Annotated in this window: 12 protein-coding genes and 2 pseudogenes; 9 read left to right on the forward strand and 5 right to left on the reverse strand. The window is 73.8% G+C overall.

Features of this window, described 5'->3' with window-relative positions; genetic code table 11:
* Positions 1–89 precede the first annotated feature (89 nt).
* Together DCW30_RS37030 and DCW30_RS11475 are read left to right on the forward strand one after the other, a co-directional pair.
* Positions 90–311: pseudogene (locus DCW30_RS37030) on the forward strand (transposase); the annotation flags it as partial.
* Positions 312–929: pseudogene (locus DCW30_RS11475) on the forward strand (hypothetical protein); the annotation flags it as partial.
* Here the strand turns inward: DCW30_RS11475 and DCW30_RS11480 are convergent.
* The 4 genes from DCW30_RS11480 to DCW30_RS11495 form a co-directional block, all read right to left on the reverse strand.
* Positions 907–1440, reverse strand: coding sequence for an NUDIX hydrolase (locus tag DCW30_RS11480; protein WP_076685394.1), 534 nt, complete (start codon positions 1438–1440; stop codon positions 907–909). The pseudogene DCW30_RS11475 and the gene DCW30_RS11480 sit on opposite strands and share 23 nt — an antisense overlap.
* Positions 1441–1819: 379 nt before the next feature.
* A complete protein-coding gene (locus DCW30_RS11485; protein WP_076685395.1) occupies positions 1820–2107 on the reverse strand; it encodes a WGxxGxxG family protein in 288 nt (95 codons plus the stop codon).
* Between the two features lie 204 nt (positions 2108–2311).
* On the reverse strand, positions 2312–3265 hold the full coding sequence (locus DCW30_RS11490; protein ID WP_076685396.1) for a hypothetical protein: 954 nt from the start codon (positions 3263–3265) through the stop codon (positions 2312–2314).
* Positions 3266–3853: 588 nt separating this feature from the next.
* Complete coding sequence (locus tag DCW30_RS11495; protein WP_076685397.1) at positions 3854–4807, reverse strand: bifunctional DNA primase/polymerase; 954 nt, start codon at positions 4805–4807, stop codon at positions 3854–3856.
* 437 nt (positions 4808–5244) lie between these two features.
* Here DCW30_RS11495 and DCW30_RS11500 point away from each other — a divergent pair, with 437 nt between their 5' ends.
* The 7 genes from DCW30_RS11500 to DCW30_RS11530 all read left to right on the forward strand — a co-directional run bounded on the left by DCW30_RS11500 (position 5245) and on the right by DCW30_RS11530 (position 11931).
* Positions 5245–5556, forward strand: a complete 312-nt coding sequence (locus DCW30_RS11500; protein WP_062770479.1) for a hypothetical protein — start codon at positions 5245–5247, stop codon at positions 5554–5556.
* A 277-nt stretch (positions 5557–5833) separates the two neighbouring features.
* Entirely contained in the window at positions 5834–6871 is a 1038-nt protein-coding gene (locus tag DCW30_RS11505; protein ID WP_076689098.1) for a bifunctional MaoC family dehydratase N-terminal/OB-fold nucleic acid binding domain-containing protein, read from the forward strand.
* Positions 6858–7265: a MaoC/PaaZ C-terminal domain-containing protein gene (locus DCW30_RS11510; protein ID WP_076685398.1), complete on the forward strand. Its 408-nt coding sequence runs from the start codon at positions 6858–6860 to the stop codon at positions 7263–7265. Before DCW30_RS11505 ends, DCW30_RS11510 begins: the two co-directional genes overlap by 14 nt.
* Positions 7262–8428, forward strand: a complete 1167-nt coding sequence (locus tag DCW30_RS11515) for a lipid-transfer protein (RefSeq protein WP_076685399.1) — start codon at positions 7262–7264, stop codon at positions 8426–8428. Before DCW30_RS11510 ends, DCW30_RS11515 begins: the two co-directional genes overlap by 4 nt.
* Before the next feature lie 51 nt (positions 8429–8479).
* Positions 8480–9334: a DUF1906 domain-containing protein gene (locus DCW30_RS11520; protein WP_232626757.1), complete on the forward strand. Its 855-nt coding sequence runs from the start codon at positions 8480–8482 to the stop codon at positions 9332–9334.
* A gap of 184 nt (positions 9335–9518) precedes the next feature.
* Positions 9519–10100: a SigE family RNA polymerase sigma factor gene (locus tag DCW30_RS11525; protein WP_076685400.1), complete on the forward strand. Its 582-nt coding sequence runs from the start codon at positions 9519–9521 to the stop codon at positions 10098–10100.
* A gap of 181 nt (positions 10101–10281) precedes the next feature.
* A complete protein-coding gene (locus DCW30_RS11530) occupies positions 10282–11931 on the forward strand; it encodes a long-chain fatty acid--CoA ligase (protein ID WP_062770494.1) in 1650 nt (549 codons plus the stop codon).
* An 87-nt stretch (positions 11932–12018) separates the two neighbouring features.
* Here the strand turns inward: DCW30_RS11530 and DCW30_RS11535 are convergent, their stop codons facing one another.
* The gene (locus DCW30_RS11535; protein WP_079250058.1) at positions 12019–16803 is read right to left on the reverse strand and encodes a PAS domain-containing protein; all 4785 of its coding nucleotides are present in this window, start codon (positions 16801–16803) and stop codon (positions 12019–12021) included.
* Positions 16804–17048 lie beyond the last annotated feature (245 nt).

The following is a 17048-nucleotide window of genomic DNA, read 5'->3' on the forward strand; positions in this document are numbered from 1 at the left end:
GTCGACCTTGAGCAGGCCAAAGCTGCACGCCACCCCGATCCAGCTGCGCTAGCGCGTGTCTCTTTGATGGGTTGGTCAGTTGATCGGATGTGTCTGTCCGATTAGTGATCAGTGATGCGATGTGGGGCCGCATCGAGCCGCTGATGCCGGCCGATCCAGTGCGCGGACGGCGGTGGGCTGACCACCGCCGCACGCTCGAGGCCATTGCGTGGAAGTACCGCACCAATTCGCCCTGGCGGGACCTTCCCGACGAGCTCGGCTCCTTCCAGACCGCTCACAAGCGGCTAATCAGATGGGCCGTCGACGGCACTTGCATGAGCCTCCAGGCCACCTACCAGGACAAGCCTGGCGACGCCCTCGCACTCGTCACGGCCGCCCAGGACCAAGCCCGCGCGGCCGCGGGGACGACGCCGCGCGTGCTGGCCATGCTCGCGATGCGCGAAGCCTTCGCCCACGCCACCCTCGGCAACCACGGCGCGACCCACACCGCGATCTCGGAAGCCCACACCCACTTCGGACGGATCAGCACCGGTGATCCGGACCCGGCCTGGGTCGCCTACTTCGACGAGCCGAAGCTGATCGTGGACACCGGCATCGCACACGGCCGCCTCGGTGCAGCCGACCTCGCCGAACCCCTCATCGCGGGCGCGCTACGCCGCGAGTACGCGTCGAACCACCGAAGCCGGGCCTTCCACGCCTTCTGGCTCGCCCGCACCCAGCTCCAACGCGGCAAACTCGACGAGGCGTGCCACACGGCCATGGACGCCCTGGCCCCAGCGGCAGCCGTCAGCTCGCAACGAGTCGCCGACCACCTGCGGGAGTTCTACGAGCAGCTGGAACCCTTCCGCCGGGAACCGGCCGCGGTGGCGTTCGAGTCCCGGCTCCGGGAAGTGCTGCCCCGGCGGGTCAGCGCATCGCCTCGTCCATGAGCACGTAGAGCAGTCCGACGAGGGAGCCGCTGCTGACGATCTCTCGCCGGTCGATCATGTCCCGTATGTCGGCCAGCGGGATCCACTCGATCCGATCCGACTCGTTCTTCTCGGTCGGGGGACCCTCGTACGTTGCTCCATCAGCCCGGAAGACGTGGTGTTGGGAGTCGGTGATGCCGTTGGCCGGCTCGGCATAGATCAGCGACTTGATCGGGCCGGGCCGCCAACCGGTCTCCTCCAGCACCTCACGGGCCGCCGCTTCAGCCGGGCTCTCGCCTTCCTCGACCAAGCCCATGGGAAGTTCCCACGCCCAGGCGTTGGTGATGAAGCGGTGCCGCCACATCATCAGCACCTCGCGTCGCTCGTTGACGACGGCAGCCACGGCCAAGTGCCGGAGCCTTACGACGTGGTGCTCCCACCGGTTTCCGTCCGGCGTCTCGACGTCGGTGAGCCACAGGTTCACCCAACTGTTCTCGTAGATCGGACGTTCCCCGCGGATCTTCCACTGCATCGCTGCGGCCCCTCTCGATCGGCCTCCAGCATCGCAGAGCTACAGCCACAGACTGCCGGGTTCAATCCAATTCACGTCATAGTGACGAATATGGGGGTGGCGGATAGGTGGTCGACCTGAGCAGTCGGGGATGGTGGTGATTGACCCTCGCTCAAGACCGTGAGCGGAGGCCCATCTGTTGTCAGCCCCATACGGAGCCGGGGCTGGCTGTTGTCGCCTTTCTGACGACCGCGGCGACGCCACTGTGTGAGTGCACTCTGGCCCGCCAGCACACCGATGGTTGCGACAGGCACCCACGCCGTGGCCGTCGCGCCGAGTTGAAGGCCCCCGGCCAAGGCGTTCGGTCGGGGGCCGGTGGGGCAGGGGGCGGGCGTTCGGGTCAGAGGCGGTCGGTGGTGTGTGCGCCGCCCGTGCCGCGGTGGCCCGTGTCACGCGTCTTGTTCCGGCGCGGCATGAGGCCGAGCAGACCCAGGAGACCCGCCAGGCCCCAGAGGCCCCAGCCGCCGCCGCTGTCGTCATCGTCCTTGTCGTCGCCCTGCGCCTGCGGCACGGCGGCCTGCACGGCGGCTGTCTCGGCCACGGCCGGCGTCTGCGCTTCCGCGGTGGCCGCGGCGGGCCCCGCGAGGAGAACGGCGGTCAGGAGAGCACCGATAGTCGTGCGCTGCATGGTTCCTCCTTGCATGACCCACGGACGGGGTCCTGCACCCCATGGCGCGTGACGCCCGATGGCCCCGCAACTCCGGCGGGTGCGGGAGGCCGCTCCGAAGTGCGGCTGAGCCGCTGTGCCGGGGCCACGGGGCCATCGGGACCGTTAGGGCAAACGGGTGAACGGAGCGTGCCGTTCACCCGTGTGGGCGCGGTGACCGCCCGGCTACTTCAGGTCGTCGAAGCAGGCCTTCTTGATGCTCTTCACGCCGAACAGCGTGGTGAAGCCGCTGCCGAGGGCGGAGGCCGCGCCCCGCTTGGAGTTGACGCCCGAGAGGACGGCGAGCAGCTTCTTGACGCCGCCCGCGGCCTTGATCGCCTTGTAGCTCGCGGTGCCCGGGTGGAAGGCCGCGGCCAGGGCGCCGCCGCACTTCATGGAGTTCCAGGTGTCGCTGACCATCCCGCCCGTGATCTCCTTGGTCTTGTCCCACCACTTGGGGTCGGCGACGACGGGGTAGGCGGTCGACGCGTCGGTGTGGACGCTCTGGACGAGTTCGCCGCCTTCGATCCGGTACGACGTGGGGACCGGCTTGCCGGTGGCGTCCTTGGCCCACGGCGCCTGGAAGGTGCCGACCAGTTCGCCCGAGCCGTCGAGCACCAGGACGCCGCCGTCCTCGTCCAGGAGGGCCCGCGCGCCGCTCGGCAGGTCGAGCGCGAAGCGGTACTCCTTCGGCGCCGCCGCGTCCTTCATCGTGATGAGGGCGCTCGCGCTGCCGTCCTCGCCCACCTGGGCGGCGACGTCCACGGAGTCGGCGGGCCGGGAGTAGACGACGGTGCCGTTCGGCGTGACCCGCGCGGTCGCCGCCGAGGAGCCGGGCAGGCCCACGCGGAGCCGCTTGCCGGTCGAGTCGGTCACCGTGAACGCGCCGGAGCCCATCGCGGGGAGTTCCACCCGCGATCCCCCCGCTTCGGCGATCAGCGTGCCATCGGCGCGGGTGCGCGGGACGGCGAGGCTGTCGGTGCCGGTGGCCTTCTCGACGGCGAGCGTGTCCGCCGTGTTCGTGTCCGCGGCGGTGGCGTCCGTGGCCGCGAGGGCCGGGACGGTGCAGGCGAGCAGCGCGGCGGCGGTCAGGCCGGCGACGCGTGCGGACGGTGCCTTGGTCAGGGCGGAAGTGGTCACGAAGTTCCCCTCCTCGTGAAGCGTTGATCACCGCCTGGCCTGGTCAGGGCCGGTGGTGACATGATCGAAAAGATCATGACATCGGGCCGTGGCCGTCCCTGTCGTGAGGAGGGGCGAGGAGGGGAGAGAAAGGTAACTGGAACCTTATGCTTCCTTTATTCGTCGCCTTCTCGGTCCGGGTTCCTGTCGGCTTCTCGGTCCGGGTTCCTGTCGGCTTCCCGCCGGCCTCCCCTTGGGCTCGCACCGGCACCCCGCCGGTCTCCCGCCGGCCTGCTCTCGTGGGCTCGCACCGGCCTCCCATCGGCTTCCCGCCGGTCTCTCCTCCCCGGCCAGCACTGGCTTCCCGCTCGGTCTCCTGCTGAACTCCCATCGGCCGCCCCTTCCGGGCTCGCACCGGCTCCCCGCCGGTCTCCCACCGGCCTGCTCTCCTGGGCTCGCACCGGCTTCCCGCCCGGCCTCCCGCAGGTCTCCCACCGGCCTCCCATCGACCTCCCCCGGGGGCTCGCACCGTCCCCCGTCGCGGAGGCTCGCCTACCGGCTCCCCCGCCGCAGCGCCCCGGCCCCCGCCGCAACCCCGCCCCGTCACCGCTACGCCTCCCCCGTCAACCGTGCCGCCGACGCGATCGTCGCGTGGGCCTCACGTTCCGTGAGGCCCACGCGGAGGGCGGCGGCCACCAGGCGGGGCGCCAGGGTCTCGCCGATGCCGTTCTCGTAGGCGCGGCACGCGGCCCAGAAGAGGCGGGTGTTGCGCTGGCCCTCGTGCGCCGAGAGGACGAACTGGACGAGCCCCAGGCCCTGCCGCGCGCCGCCGGTCCCGTTCGCGCGCGGCTGCGCGGGGTGCGGTGGGCGCGGCGGCGGGGTGAGCAGGCGCAGCAGGGCCGGCGGGCAGGGCGCGGGCGCCAGGTGGGCCGTGCCGGGGACGGTGCCGTAGACGCCGTGTTCGGTGTGGGAGCCGGGGCCCACGAGGTAGCCGCCGGCGCCCCGGACGTCGATGCCGGGGGCCAGCCGCCCCGCCGAGTTGGGCACCACGGTGCCCGGCGGCCCGGCCAGCCAGATGTGGCGGCCGCCGCTCGGCGTGGTGACGACGACGGTCTCGGGGATGGTGAAGAGGTGCCGCAGCGCGAGTTCCCGCAGGGCGGCGGAGGCGTCGGTGCCGGACTTGGTGTCCAGGTCGACGCCGATCAGATGGTGCGGGGGCAGCCCGCAGGCGATGCCGTACCCGGTGGCCTTGGGGGCGGCGGCGAAGAGCTCGCGGATGCGCTGCGGGTCGGTCGTCGCGTCGTACACCCCGTGTCCCGGACGGCCGCATTCCCCGTGACAGGGGCGGGAGCCGGGCACGGCGTCGGGTGCGGGCCCGGCCATGCGCTCGGACCGGTCCGGGGCGGGGGCCCGGTCAGGGGCGGTGGCCCGGTGCGGGACGTGCGGCGAGCGCACCGCCGGCAGTTTCGTGCGGGAGAGCGGGATCACCGCGAGCCCGCGCTCGGCGGCCGACAGGGCGTGCGCGAGCGCGAGGGCGGCGGCATGGCGGTCGGTGAGGGCCATGGAATGAGTTTCGTACATATGTTCGAAGAAGGGAAGAGGGCGCAGGCCGGGTGGTCCGTGAGAGCGCACGCCACGCGCCATATCAGGCCCCTCCGCCGCAGGGGTGCGGTAACGCTTCACCCCTTGGGGCACCCGGCGCAGGGGTGCATGACGCCCGCGCGTGAGCGGGGGTTTCGGGCCAGGTTCGCGCCCCGAAGGGCGCATTCGGCGTTTATCGACAAGCCATCACGCGTGCGGGGGATTCCATGATTCCGGGGTGGTCCGCCGCGACGCGGTGGGCAACTCTGATGCCGCGACGTCGTGCAGCAGCAGTTCCAGGCGGTCGGCCGGCCGCCGCGCAGCACCTCGAAGCGGTCGGTTGACCGCTTCGGCCAAGCCGTACTTCCCGGTGCCACCGGTCTCGCCGGTGCGCACCGCCTGTTCCGGAGGATCAAGACATGGCAAGCATCCGTACCGCCCGCGTCATCGCCGCCGCAGCGGCCCTTCCCCTGGCCGCCGCCCTCTTCACGGGCGTCGCGACGGCCGACAACGGCGCCATCGCGGGCAACGGGTCCAACGCCGGTGTGGCGACCGTCGTCGGCAGCGGCGTCGCGGGCAGCAACCACGGCAACTCGTCCACCACGCAGCAGCAGGCCGTCGGCAACGGCGCCTCGAACCAGAACAACACCGCCCAGGTGGACGGCTCGGCATGGACCCCGATCTACCAGACGAACGACAACGTCACCGTCAACTTCGCCGAGCTCTGGTGAACCGGGCCCCCACGGAGCCGCTCGGGACGGCTCCGCGGGGCCGGTGAGACCGGCATTCAGGGGTGATGGGACAAGGGTCCTGTGCGGCGGCGCCTCGGCGTCGCCGCACAGTTGTGTGCGGCAGGGGGGGGCGGGAGGCGCCGGCGGCCACGACGTCTTGACACCGGCATAAGAGCTGACGGACAGTCAGAAACCGGCGGAGGGACGGAAGCCGGAGCCGCGCGGTACTCGGTGAGCGGCGGGACTCGGAGGGGGATGCGTGGGCGGCGCGGAGCGGGTGGCGGAGGGCGCGGGGGGCGCGGACGCGGGGGCCGAGGAGATTCCGTACGTGGAGCTGAAGGCGTTCGAGGGGCGGGCCGCCGCGGTGGCGGGGCGCGGCAAGGACCCGGTCAACGGGCCGATGATCAGGCACTGGTGCGAGGCCATGGGCGACGCCAACCCGGCGTACGCGGGCCCGGACCAGGTGGCGCCGCCGACGATGCTCCAGGCGTGGACGATGGGCGGGCTCTCCGGACACGAGGGATTCTCCGGACACGAGGGGCGCGAGGGGTGCGAGGGGCATGAGGAGCACGAGGGGCAGGAGGGGCAGGAGGGGCATGAGGGGCACAAGGGGCGTTCGGACGCGTACGACGCGCTGTTCGCCCTGCTCGACGGGGCGGGCTACACCTCGGTCGTCGCCACCGACTGCGAGCAGGAGTACGTACGGGCGCTGCGGCCCGGCGACCTGATCACCTTCGACGCGGTGATCGAGTCGGTGTCCGAGCGCAAGACGACCAGGCTCGGCACGGGCCACTTCGTCACCACGCGGATGGATGTCAGGGCGGACGGCGCACTCGCGGGAACGCACCGCTTCCGCATCCTCAAGTACGCCCCCGCCGCGCGCCGCGAGCCCGTGGCCAGGCGTCCCCGGCCGGTGGTCAACCGCGACAACGCGGGGTTCTGGGAGGGGGTCGCCGCCCACCGGCTGCTGATCCAGCGCTGCTGCGGCTGCGGCGCCCCGCGTTTCCCCTGGCTGCCGGGGTGCAACGCGTGCGGCTCCGCCGAGTGGGACACCGTCGAGGCGAGCGGCGAGGGCACGGTCCACTCGTACGTCGTGATGCACCATCCGCCCTTCCCCGCCTTCGATCCCCCCTACGCCGTGGGCCTCGTCGAGCTGGCCGAGGGCGTGCGGATCGTCAGCAACGTCGTCGGGGTGCCCTGCGACGAGGTGCGCATCGGGATGCCGGTGCGGTTGGAGTTCCAGCGGGTGGACGAGGAACTCGAACTGCCCGTGTTCCGGGCCTCGGCGGACGGAGGACCCCATGAGGCCAGGTGAGGAGCTGCCGCCCCTTGAGGTGCCGATCACCCGCACCCTGATCGTCGCCGGGGCCATCGCCTCCCGCGACTACCAGGACGTGCACCACGACGCGGAGCTGGCGCGGGCGAAGGGCTCGCCCGACATCTTCATGAACATCCTGACGACCAACGGCCTCGTCGGCCGCTACATCACCGACCACTTCGGCCCCACGGCGATCCTGCGCAAGGTGGCGATACGGCTCGGCGCGCCCAACCACCCGGGCGACACCATGGTCCTGACCGGCACCGTTGAGCGGGTCGAGGCGACGCCCGAGGGGGACACCGCCACGGTCGGCGTCGTCGGGGCCAACGGCGTCGGCAGGCACGTCACCGGAACCGTGACCGTGACCGTCCCGGCGGGAGGCGCCGCATGAGCGTCCGTACGCGCGACAGCCTCGGCGGCAGGGCGGCGATCGCCGGCATCGGGGCGACGGAGTTCTCCAAGGACTCCGGGCGCAGTGAGCTGAAGCTCGCGGTGGAGGCGGTGCGGGCGGCGCTCGACGACGCGGGGCTCGCCCCCGCCGACGTCGACGGCATGGTCACCTTCACCATGGACACGAGCCCGGAGATCACGGTGGCCCAGGCGGCGGGCGTCGGCGAACTGTCCTTCTTCTCCCGCGTCCACTACGGCGGCGGCGCGGCCTGCGCCACCGTGCAGCAGGCGGCGCTCGCGGTGGCGACGGGCGTGGCCGAAGTCGTGGTCTGCTACCGGGCGTTCAACGAGCGCTCGGGGCGGCGGTTCGGCTCCGGGGTGCAGCGGCGCGAACCCTCGGCGGAGGGCGTCGCACTCGGCTGGATGCTGCCGTTCGGCCTGCTGACCCCCGCCTCCTGGGTCGCGATGGCCGCCCAGCGCTACCTCCACGCGTACGGGCTCACGCCGGACGCCTTCGGCCCCGTGGCGGTGACGGACCGGAAGTACGCGGCGACGAACCCGGCGGCGTACTTCCACGGCAAGCCGATCACCCTTGCCGACCACGCCGCCTCCCGCTGGATCGTCGAACCGCTGCGGCTCCTCGACTGCTGCCAGGAGACGGACGGCGGCCAGGCGGTCGTCGTGACCAGTGTCGAGCGGGCCCGCGACCTGCCGCACCCCCCTGCCGTGATCACGGCGGCTGCCCAGGGCGCGGGCCGGGCGCAGGAGCAGATGACCGGCTTCTCCCGCGACGACCTGACCGGGCTGCCGGAGATGGGCGTCGTGGCGGACCAGCTGTGGCGCACGTCGGGGCTCGGCCCGGCCGATATCGACGTCGGCATCCTCTACGACCACTTCACGCCGTTCGTGCTGACGCAGCTGGAGGAGTTCGGGTTCTGCGGCCGGGGGGAGGCGGCGGGGTTCGTCGCCGAGGAGCGGCTGCCGATCAACACCCACGGCGGGCAGCTCGGCGAGGCGTACCTGCACGGGATGAACGGCATCGCCGAGGCTGTCCGGCAGGTGCGCGGCACATCCGTGAACCAGATTCAAGGTGCCGCGCGCACGCTGGTCACGGCGGGCACGGGTGTCCCCACATCGGGGCTGATATTGGGGTCGGACGGCTGAACGCGCGCGTGTCCTCGGGCCGCGGCAGGGCCCGCGCCGTTCACTCGGCGTATGCGTCTCCGAAAAATGATCATTGGACTTGTCCTGGTCCTGGCCGCACTCTCCCTCGACATGACCACCTCCCCGCCGGGCGCGACGGCCGCCCCCGCCCGCGGCGACGCTCCGGAGCCGGAGTCCGGCGCCGCCGCGCCCGTGTCCGTCTTCCGCGGCTACGCGTTCGACACCTGCGTCGCCCCGACCGCCGACACCATGCGGCGCTGGAAGAGCTCCAAGTACCGCGCCATCGGGGTCTATTACGCGGGCCGGGGACGGGCCTGCAAGAACCAGCCGAACCTGAGCCGGAGCTGGATGAACACGGTGCGTGCCGACGGCTGGCGGATCCTGCCGGTGTACGTGGGCTCGCAGTCGCCCTGCGTCGGCGCGAAGAACAAGAAGGGGGTGCCCATCGGCCGGTACCCGACGAGCCAGGGGAAGAAGGAGGGCCGCGACGCGGTCACCCGTGCCAAGGCCTACGGCATGCGGGCGGGCAGCCCGCTCTACCTGGACATGGAGGCGTACGCGTACAAGAAGGCGGCGTGCGCCCGCACCACGCTCGCCTTCATCCAGTCCTGGAACCGCACGGTGCGCGCCAGTGGCTACGTGCCCGGCTTCTACAGCAGCGCCGACTCCGGCGTGCGGCACATGGACGTGGCCCGGCGCGCGGGCGAGAAGGACCTCCCCTCGGTGATGTGGTTCGCGCGCTGGCGCACCGCGCCGCGCCTGTACGGGGAGCCGGCGCTCGGGGACAGCGCGTGGCGGCCCGCGCGCCGCATCCACCAGTACGCGGGGAACGTCAAGGAGCGGCACGGCGGACGCACGCTGGTGATCGACCGCAACCTGATGCACGCCCCCGTGGCGCGCTTCTAGCCGCTCGCGCCTGTTCCCGCGCCCGTGCGCCGGGGCGGCTCTCCGGGACGAACCCCCAAGGGGTCTGCTCCGCCTCCTCCACCTGTAGGAGGTGGGGCAGGCACCCCTCGTACAACCTGAGGCGGACACCGCTTCGGGACCTGGGGCCGATCCGCTGAGTAGGGGGCGCTTCTAGCGTGGAGCCATGACCGCATCCATGGTGTCCGTGTGCACCAGCGCATCGAAGGCCGCGACGCGGGGCACGGGTCCGGCACGGGCCGGCGGGCCCTTCACCTACCCGTCGTTCGCGTCCTATGTACGGGCACGCCAGCCCGTGCTGCTGCGCACCGCCCGCTCGCTCACCGCGAACCCGAGCGATGCCGAGGACCTGCTGCAGACGGCGCTGACCAAGACGTATGTGGCGTGGGACCGGATCGAGGACCACCGCGCGCTCGACGGCTATGTGCGCCGCGCCCTGCTGAACACGCGCACGTCGCAGTGGCGCAAGCGCAAGGTCGACGAGTTCGCCTGCGACGAGCTTCCGGAGCCCGACGCGGCGCCCGCCGGGGACCCGGCCGAGCAGCAGGTGCTCCGCGACGCGATGTGGCGCGCGATCACGAAGCTGCCGACGCGGCAGCGGGCGATGGTCGTACTGAGGTATTACGAGGATCTGAGCGAGGCCCAGACCGCCGAGGTGCTCGGCGTCTCCATCGGCACGGTGAAGAGCGCGGTGTCGCGCGCCCTCGGCAAGCTCCGCGACGACCCGGAACTCACGCCGGTCCGCTGAACCGGTCCTTCCGCCCGGCCCACGTCCCGGCCCACGTCCCGCCCCGCGGCCCCGCTCCGGACGCCCCCGGCCCGATCCGATGATCGATCATCCCCTGGCCTAGTGACATACCGAGCGGTATGCGCGCAGAATCGGCCCAGCCCCTACTGCCGCGTAGGCGATGTCGCCCCAGGAGGACGCCGTGCTGAGCACGATGCAGGACGTACCGCTGACCGTCACCCGCATCCTTCGTCACGGTTCGACCGTGCACGGGACGTCCCAGGTCATCACCTGGACCGGCGACGGCGCCCCGCAGCGCCGCAGCTTCCGCGAGATCGGCGAACGCACGGCCCAGCTCGCCCACGCCCTGCGCGACGACCTCGGCGTCACCGGCGACGAGTGTGTGGCCACTTTCATGTGGAACAACGCCGAGCACGTCGAGGCCTACTACGCGGTGCCCTGCATGGGCGCCGTCCTGCACACCCTGAACCTGCGGCTGCCCGCCGACCAGCTCACCTGGATCGTCGCCCACGCCGCGGACCGCGTCATCATCGTCAACGGCTCCCTCCTCGGCCTCCTTGCGCCGCTGCTCCCCCGGATGCCCGGCGTCGAGCACATCGTGGTCTCCGGGCCCGGCGACCGCTCCCTCCTCGCGGACGCGCACGTGCGGGTCCACGAGTACGAGGAACTGCTCGCCGGCAAGCCCACCGCCTACGACTGGCCCGAGCTGGACGAGCGCTCCGCCGCCGCCATGTGCTACACCTCCGGCACCACCGGCGACCCCAAGGGCGTCGTGTACTCCCACCGCTCCATCTACCTGCACTCCATGCAGGTCAACATGGCCCAGTCGATGGGCCTCTCCGACGCGGACACCTCCCTGGTCGTGGTCCCGCAGTTCCACGTGAACGCCTGGGGCCTGCCGCACGCCACCCTGATGACCGGCGTCAACATGCTGATGCCCGACCGCTTCCTGCAGCCCGCCCCGCTGGCCGAGATGATCGAGACCGTGCGGCCCACCCACGCGGCGGCCGTCCCCACCATCTGGCAGGGCCTGCTCGCCGAGCTGACCGCGAAGCCGCGCGACGTCAGCTCCCTCGGCCAGGTCACCATCGGCGGCTCGGCCTGCCCGGCGTCCCTGATGGAGGCCTTCGACCGCCTCGGCATGCGGGTCTGCCACGCCTGGGGCATGACGGAGACGTCACCGCTCGGCACGATCGCCCGGCCGCCGGCCCACGCCGTCGGCACCGACGAGGAGTTCGGCTACCGGCTCACCCAGGGCCGCTTCCCCGCCTCCGTCGAGGCCCGCCTGGTCGGTCCCGGCGGCGAACACCTCCCCTGGGACGGCGAGTCGGCCGGTGAGCTGGAGGTGCGCGGTCCCTGGATCGCGGGCTCCTACTACGGCGGCGCGGGCGGCGAGAACCACCGGCCGGCCGACAAGTTCAGCGAGGACGGCTGGCTGAAGACCGGTGACGTCGGCGTGATCAGCCCCGACGGCTTCCTCACCCTCACCGACCGCGCGAAGGACGTCATCAAGTCGGGCGGCGAGTGGATCTCCTCGGTCGAGCTGGAGAACGCCCTGATGGCCCACCCCGACGTCGCGGAGGCCGCCGTGGTGGCCGTCCCCGACGACCGGTGGGGGGAACGCCCGCTCGCCACGGTCGTCCTGAAGGAGGACGCCACCGCCGACTACGCCGCGCTGCGGGACTTCCTCGCCGGCAGCGTCGCCAAGTGGCAGCTCCCCGAGCGCTGGGCCATCATCCCCGCCGTCCCCAAGACCAGCGTCGGCAAGTTCGACAAGAAGGTACTGCGCCGGCAGTACGCCGACGGGGACCTGGACGTCACGCGGCTGTGACCCCACGGGGCGCGCGGGCCGCACGGCGGATGGCCACCTGACCCAGACCGCGCGGTCCGGGAGCCCGGCGGCTCCCGGACCGGTGGCTCAGTTCGTGCCGATCTTCGCCAGCAGGTCCACGATGCGGTCCTGCACCTCGGAGCTCGTCGAACGCTCCGCGAGGAAGAGCACCGTCTCACCGGCGGCGAGCCGCGGCAGCTCCGTCTCGTCGACGGCGGCGGTGTAGACGACCAGCGGCGTGCGGTTCAGCCGCCCGTTCGCCCGCAGCCAGTCGATGATCCCCGCCCTGCGGCGGCGCACCTGGTGCAGGTCCATCACCACGAGGTTCGGCCGCATCTGGGCCGCCAGCGTGACCGCGTCCGCGTCGCTCTGGGCCCGCGCCACCTGCATGCCGCGCCGCTCCAGCGTGGCGGTCAGGGCGAGCGCGATCTCCTCATGTTCCTCGATGAGCAGGACCCGCGGCGGATGCTGCTCGCTGTCGCGCGGCGCGAGCGCCTTCAGGAGGACGGCGGGGTCGGCGCCGTACGCCGCCTCCCGCGTCGCCTGGCCGAGACCCGCCGTCACGAGCACCGGCACCTCGGCCGCGACCGCGGCCTGGCGCAGCGACTGGAGCGCCGTCCGCGTGATCGGGCCGGTCAGCGGGTCCACGAACAGGGCCGCGGGGAACGCCGCGATCTGCGCGTCGACCTCCTCGCGCGAGTGCACGATCACGGGACGGTAGCCCCGGTCGCTGAGCGCCTGCTGGGTGGTCACGTCGGGCGCGGGCCACACCAGGAGGCGGCGCGGGTTGTCCAGCGGCTCGGGCGGCAGCTCGTCGTCCATCGGCTGCGGCTGGGGCCGGTTGGAGATCTCGACCGCGCCACCGGGGCCGTCCAGCGGCTCAGGCCCCTCGTCGGCGTCCTCGTCGGGAGCGCCGATCGCGTACGAACGTCCGGCGCCCTCCGTCACGGCGGCGATACGGGACTGGGGCAGCCCGGGGCCGGAGGCGTGGGCCTGCGGGTGCGGGCGCGCCGAAGCCTCGGCGCGCTCCTCGGCCGCCGGGTCCGGAGGCGTGCCCAGCCTGCGGCGACGCCCCGAACCACTCGGAGCCTGCGGCGGCGCGGGGGCCGCCTCGGGGGGCAGCGGAGCCTGCGGGACACGCGGGCCCTGTGTCGAGCGGCGCTCCTGGGCGGGCGCCGCCTCGTCCTGCGGCCCGCGCTGCTGCTCGGTGATCCGCTGGCCGAACGGCACGCCCTGCCCGAGCGTGCGCACGCTGAACGCGCGCCCCTGCGTCGAGTCGGGGTCGACCGGCGCGGCCTCCGCGGGCAGCGGCTGGGCGGCGCGCGCCTGGGCGCCGCGCTCCGGCGGGAGCTGGGCGCTGCCGGACGCCGGAACGCCCTGCGCCGGTGTGCCCGTGGAGTGCGGGTCGCCCTGCGCCGGAACACCGGCCGCCGGGGTGCCGCCTTCGGGCCACGGCTGCGGCTGCGGCGGCTGCTGCGGCTCCGGGAGCGGGCCGGGGACGGCTGCGGCTGGCGGGACGCCCGGGGCCTGCGGGGTTCCTGGGGCCTGCGGGGCTCCTGGGCCCTGCGGGGTGCCCGGGGCTGCCGGGACGCTCGGGGCAGAGGTGGTCTGCGGGGCGCCGGGGGCCGACGGTGCCGAAGGGCCGCTCGTGGCCGCGGGATTGCCCGGGGCCGCAGGGCCGGCCGGGCCGCCGGGGGCCGCCACGGGCCGGGCATTCGCCTGCCGCGGAGGAACCACTCCACCCGGAGCGCTGCCCGGGGCGCCGCCCTGAGCCGCCCCCGGGACCATCCCCTGAGCCGGAGGCGCCTGCCGGGAGCGGCGGCGCCCCGTGGGAGCCTGCGCGGGGTGCGGCTGCGGCGGGGTGTGGTCGTCGCCGGGGGCGTGCGCCGCCGCGGCGTGCTGTCCGGTGCCGTCACCCGGCACGCCCGGATACCCCGGGGCGCCCGGCGTCACGGGGACCGTGAACCCGCCGGGCAGCGGAGCCTCGCCGACCGCGGCACGGCCGGCCGCCGCCTGATTCAGCACGGCGTGGCCGGGAGCGCCCGCGGGCGCACCGCTAGGGCCGACGCCCCGCCGGTCGGCGCCGCCCGGTGTACCGGCACCCTGGACGCCGGCGCCTGGTGTGCCGGTGCCCTGCGGTCCGGTGCCCTGCGGTCCGGTGCGCTGCGGTCCCGTGCCCTGCGGTCCTGTGCCCTGCGGTCCCGTGCCCGGCTGGAGAGCGCCCTGGCTCACGGCGACAGCGCCTTGGTTCACCACGGCATGGCCCACGCCAGGCCGAGGGGCTCCGGGCCCGCCGACGCCCGCGTCTCCCGGCCCGCTCAGCTCCTGGCCGCCGAGCTCCTGGCCCGGCGCGCGGTCGGCCGTGGCGGGCGGCAGGGCGAAGACGCGCCCGCTGTTCGCCTCCTCGGCCGCGGCACGCTCCTTGGCGGCGGCCAGCGCACGCCGCGCCCGACGTCCCGTGGGACGCGCGGCATCGCCGTGCCCGGCCTCCACCGAGGCGATTTCGTTGCCGGGGGCGCCGGACGCCTCCGAGGGGCCGGAGGCGAGCGCGGGCAGCGCGTGCTGCTCGCCGCCCCGCCGCGCGCGACGCCCCGTACCGCCCGCGGGCACGGGCACGCCCTGCGGCGGCACCGTCTGCCCCAGCGCGGCGGACCCGGCGGCATGCTCGGCCGCGGTCACCACGGACCCGACGGACCCGGCTGAACCAGGGGCCCCCGAGGCCTCCGCGGCCTCCACCGGGCCCTGCGTCCCCTCGGCGGCACTCGGCCGCCCGCGCCGCCGCCCGGTCCCGCCCGAAGCGCCACCCATCACCCCGGCGGCCCCGCCGGACGTCTCAGGGGACTGCGCCTGCGCGCCGATTCCGGCCGGGCCGACGCCCGGAGCGGTCGTCACCGAACCGCCGAGCGTGTCCGGAGCGGCCTCCGCGGCACGCCGCCCCCTGCGCCGCCCCGTGCCGGTCGGCGCGGCGGGCGCCCCGGCCTCGGGACCACCGGGAGCCGCCTCCGGGACACCGCTCTCCAGGAAGGAGTCCACGGAGGGACGCCGGGCCCGCCGACGCCCGCCGCCCGTGGACTGCTCGGGCACGGCGACCGCGCCGCCGGGCGTCCCCGTCCCGGGGACCGGCGTCTTCGCGGAGCCGCCCTCCGGAGCACCGCTCTTCGCGGGGGCCGACCCGGGGGCAGCGCTCTCCGCGGAGCCCGCGCCGATCGGGACTTCGAGCACGTACGCGCTGCCGCTCATGCCCGGCGCCTCGTGCGTCTGGAGCACACCGCCGTGCGCCCGCACGACGCCCCGCACGATCGGCTCGTGCACCGGGTCGCCACCCGCGTACGGCCCCCGCACCTCGATGCGGACGACCTCGCCCCGCTGCGCCGCGGCCACGACGACGGTCGAGTCGGCGTAACCGCCGCCGGCCGTGCCCGCGCCGAGGTCCGCGCGCGTGTTGCCGGTGGCGTCGATCCCCGCCACGTCCGCGACGAGGTGCGCCACGGCCGTGGCGAGCCGCCCCGCGTCGACCGAGACCTCGATCGGCGGCGCGTGCACCGCGAACTGCGCGCGGCCGGGCCCGATCAGCTCGACCGCGCCCTCCACGCCGGCGGCGACGACCGCGTCGAGCATGGCCGGCGTACGGGACAGCCGCTCGTCCCCCGCGTCCAGGCGCTGGAAGCCGAGGACGTTGTCGACGAGCGTGGTCATCCGGGCGTACCCGGCGGACAGGTGGTGCAGGACCTGGTTGGCCTCGGGCCAGAGCTGACCCGCGTCGTCGGAGGCGAGGGCGGCCAGCTCCCTGCGCAGCTCGTCCAAGGGGCCGCGCAGCGAGGAGCCGAGGACCGCGAGCAGCTGCTCGTGCCGCGCGGCGAGCGCTTCATAGCGCGTCTTCTCGCGCTCGGCCAGCTCCTCGAAGCGGTCCTTCTCGCGCTCGGCGAGCGCCGCGTACCGCTCCTGTTCGGCGGCCAGCGCCTCGGCCCGCTGCTCCTCGGCGGCCTTGATCTCGGCGGCGCGCTCCTCGGCGGCGGCGGCGAGCTCCTCCGCGTGCCGCGCGAGGGCGGCCTCGTACTTCTCGTTCAGCTCGTCGTAGGGCCTGCGGTCGGTGAACGTCATCACCGCGCCGACCAGTTGGTCCCCGTCCCGCACGGGCGACGTCGTGAGGTCGACGGGCACCTTGGCGCCGCTCTTGGACCACAGGACCTGCCCGCGCACCCGGTGCTTGCGCCCGGAGCGGAGCGTGTCGGCGAGCGGGGACTCGTCGTAGGGGAAGGGTTCGCCGTCGGCGCGCGAGTGCAGGACCAGCGGGTGCAGTTCCCGCCCGCCGAGGTCGCTCGCCCGGAAGCCGAGGATCTGGGCGGCGGCCGGATTGACCAGGACGACGCGTCCCTCGGTGTCCGTGCCGACGACGCCCTCGGCCGCGGCCCGCAGGATCATCTCGGTCTGCCGCTGCGAACGCGCCAGCTCGGCCTCGGTGTCCACGGTGCCCGAAAGGTCCCGCACGACGAGCATCAGCAGCTCGTCGCCCGTGTAGCCGTACTGGTCGTAGGCGGCCCTGCCGTCCTCCAGCGGGGAGCTGGTCACCTCGACGGGGAACTCGGCGCCGTCCGTGCGGCGCGCGGTCATCCGGGTGGGCTTGGTCCTGCCGCGGTCGTCGATGGTGTCGGGGCGCCGCATGGACCCGGGGATGAGCCGGGAGTCGAACTCCGGCAGCAGATCGAGCAGTCCGCGCCCCACCAGGGCCGTGCCCGGCGCCTCGAACGCCTCGAGGGCGATGGCGTTGGCGTTCACCACGGTGCCGTTGGCGTTGACGAGCACCAGGGCGTCCGGGAGCGCGTCGAGTATGGCTGCGAGGCGAGCAGCGCCTCGGGATGGCCTGCTGCTCACGACGACGCTTCCTCCCTGGTTACCGCTGCTTGCCGACCCGCTCAGGCCATCTTGCCCCTCGGCCCGTGGCGTGTCACGGGAGGGAGTCTACGGGGAGAGGTTGCGGGCGCGACGCCGGATGAGAGGGAGGTCGCACGCAGAACGTGTGAGTTTTCCGTACCTCCAGGTCACGGCCGGGGCGCCCGCCGCCCTCGTACGCGGGTCGGCGGCCGCCCTCGTGCGACGGGCGGCCGACGCGCCGGCAC

It is taken from the genome of Streptomyces alfalfae (genome assembly GCF_004127445.1).
Taxonomy (GTDB): Bacteria; Actinomycetota; Actinomycetes; order Streptomycetales; family Streptomycetaceae; genus Streptomyces; species Streptomyces alfalfae.

Excerpts from the sequence above, each read along its gene's own strand:
- DCW30_RS11500 (WP_062770479.1), top strand. The coding sequence starts at position 5,245 with ATGGCAAGCATCCGTACCGCCCGCGTCATCGCCGCCGCAGCGGCCCTT.
- DCW30_RS11485 (WP_076685395.1), bottom strand. The coding sequence starts at position 2,107 with ATGCAGCGCACGACTATCGGTGCTCTCCTGACCGCCGTTCTCCTCGCG.
- DCW30_RS11515 (WP_076685399.1), top strand. The coding sequence starts at position 7,262 with ATGAGCGTCCGTACGCGCGACAGCCTCGGCGGCAGGGCGGCGATCGCC.
- DCW30_RS11525 (WP_076685400.1), top strand. The coding sequence starts at position 9,519 with ATGACCGCATCCATGGTGTCCGTGTGCACCAGCGCATCGAAGGCCGCG.
- DCW30_RS11510 (WP_076685398.1), top strand. The coding sequence starts at position 6,858 with ATGAGGCCAGGTGAGGAGCTGCCGCCCCTTGAGGTGCCGATCACCCGC.
- DCW30_RS11480 (WP_076685394.1), bottom strand. The coding sequence starts at position 1,440 with ATGCAGTGGAAGATCCGCGGGGAACGTCCGATCTACGAGAACAGTTGG.
- DCW30_RS11495 (WP_076685397.1), bottom strand. The coding sequence starts at position 4,807 with ATGGCCCTCACCGACCGCCATGCCGCCGCCCTCGCGCTCGCGCACGCC.
- DCW30_RS11520 (WP_232626757.1), top strand. The coding sequence starts at position 8,480 with ATGCGTCTCCGAAAAATGATCATTGGACTTGTCCTGGTCCTGGCCGCA.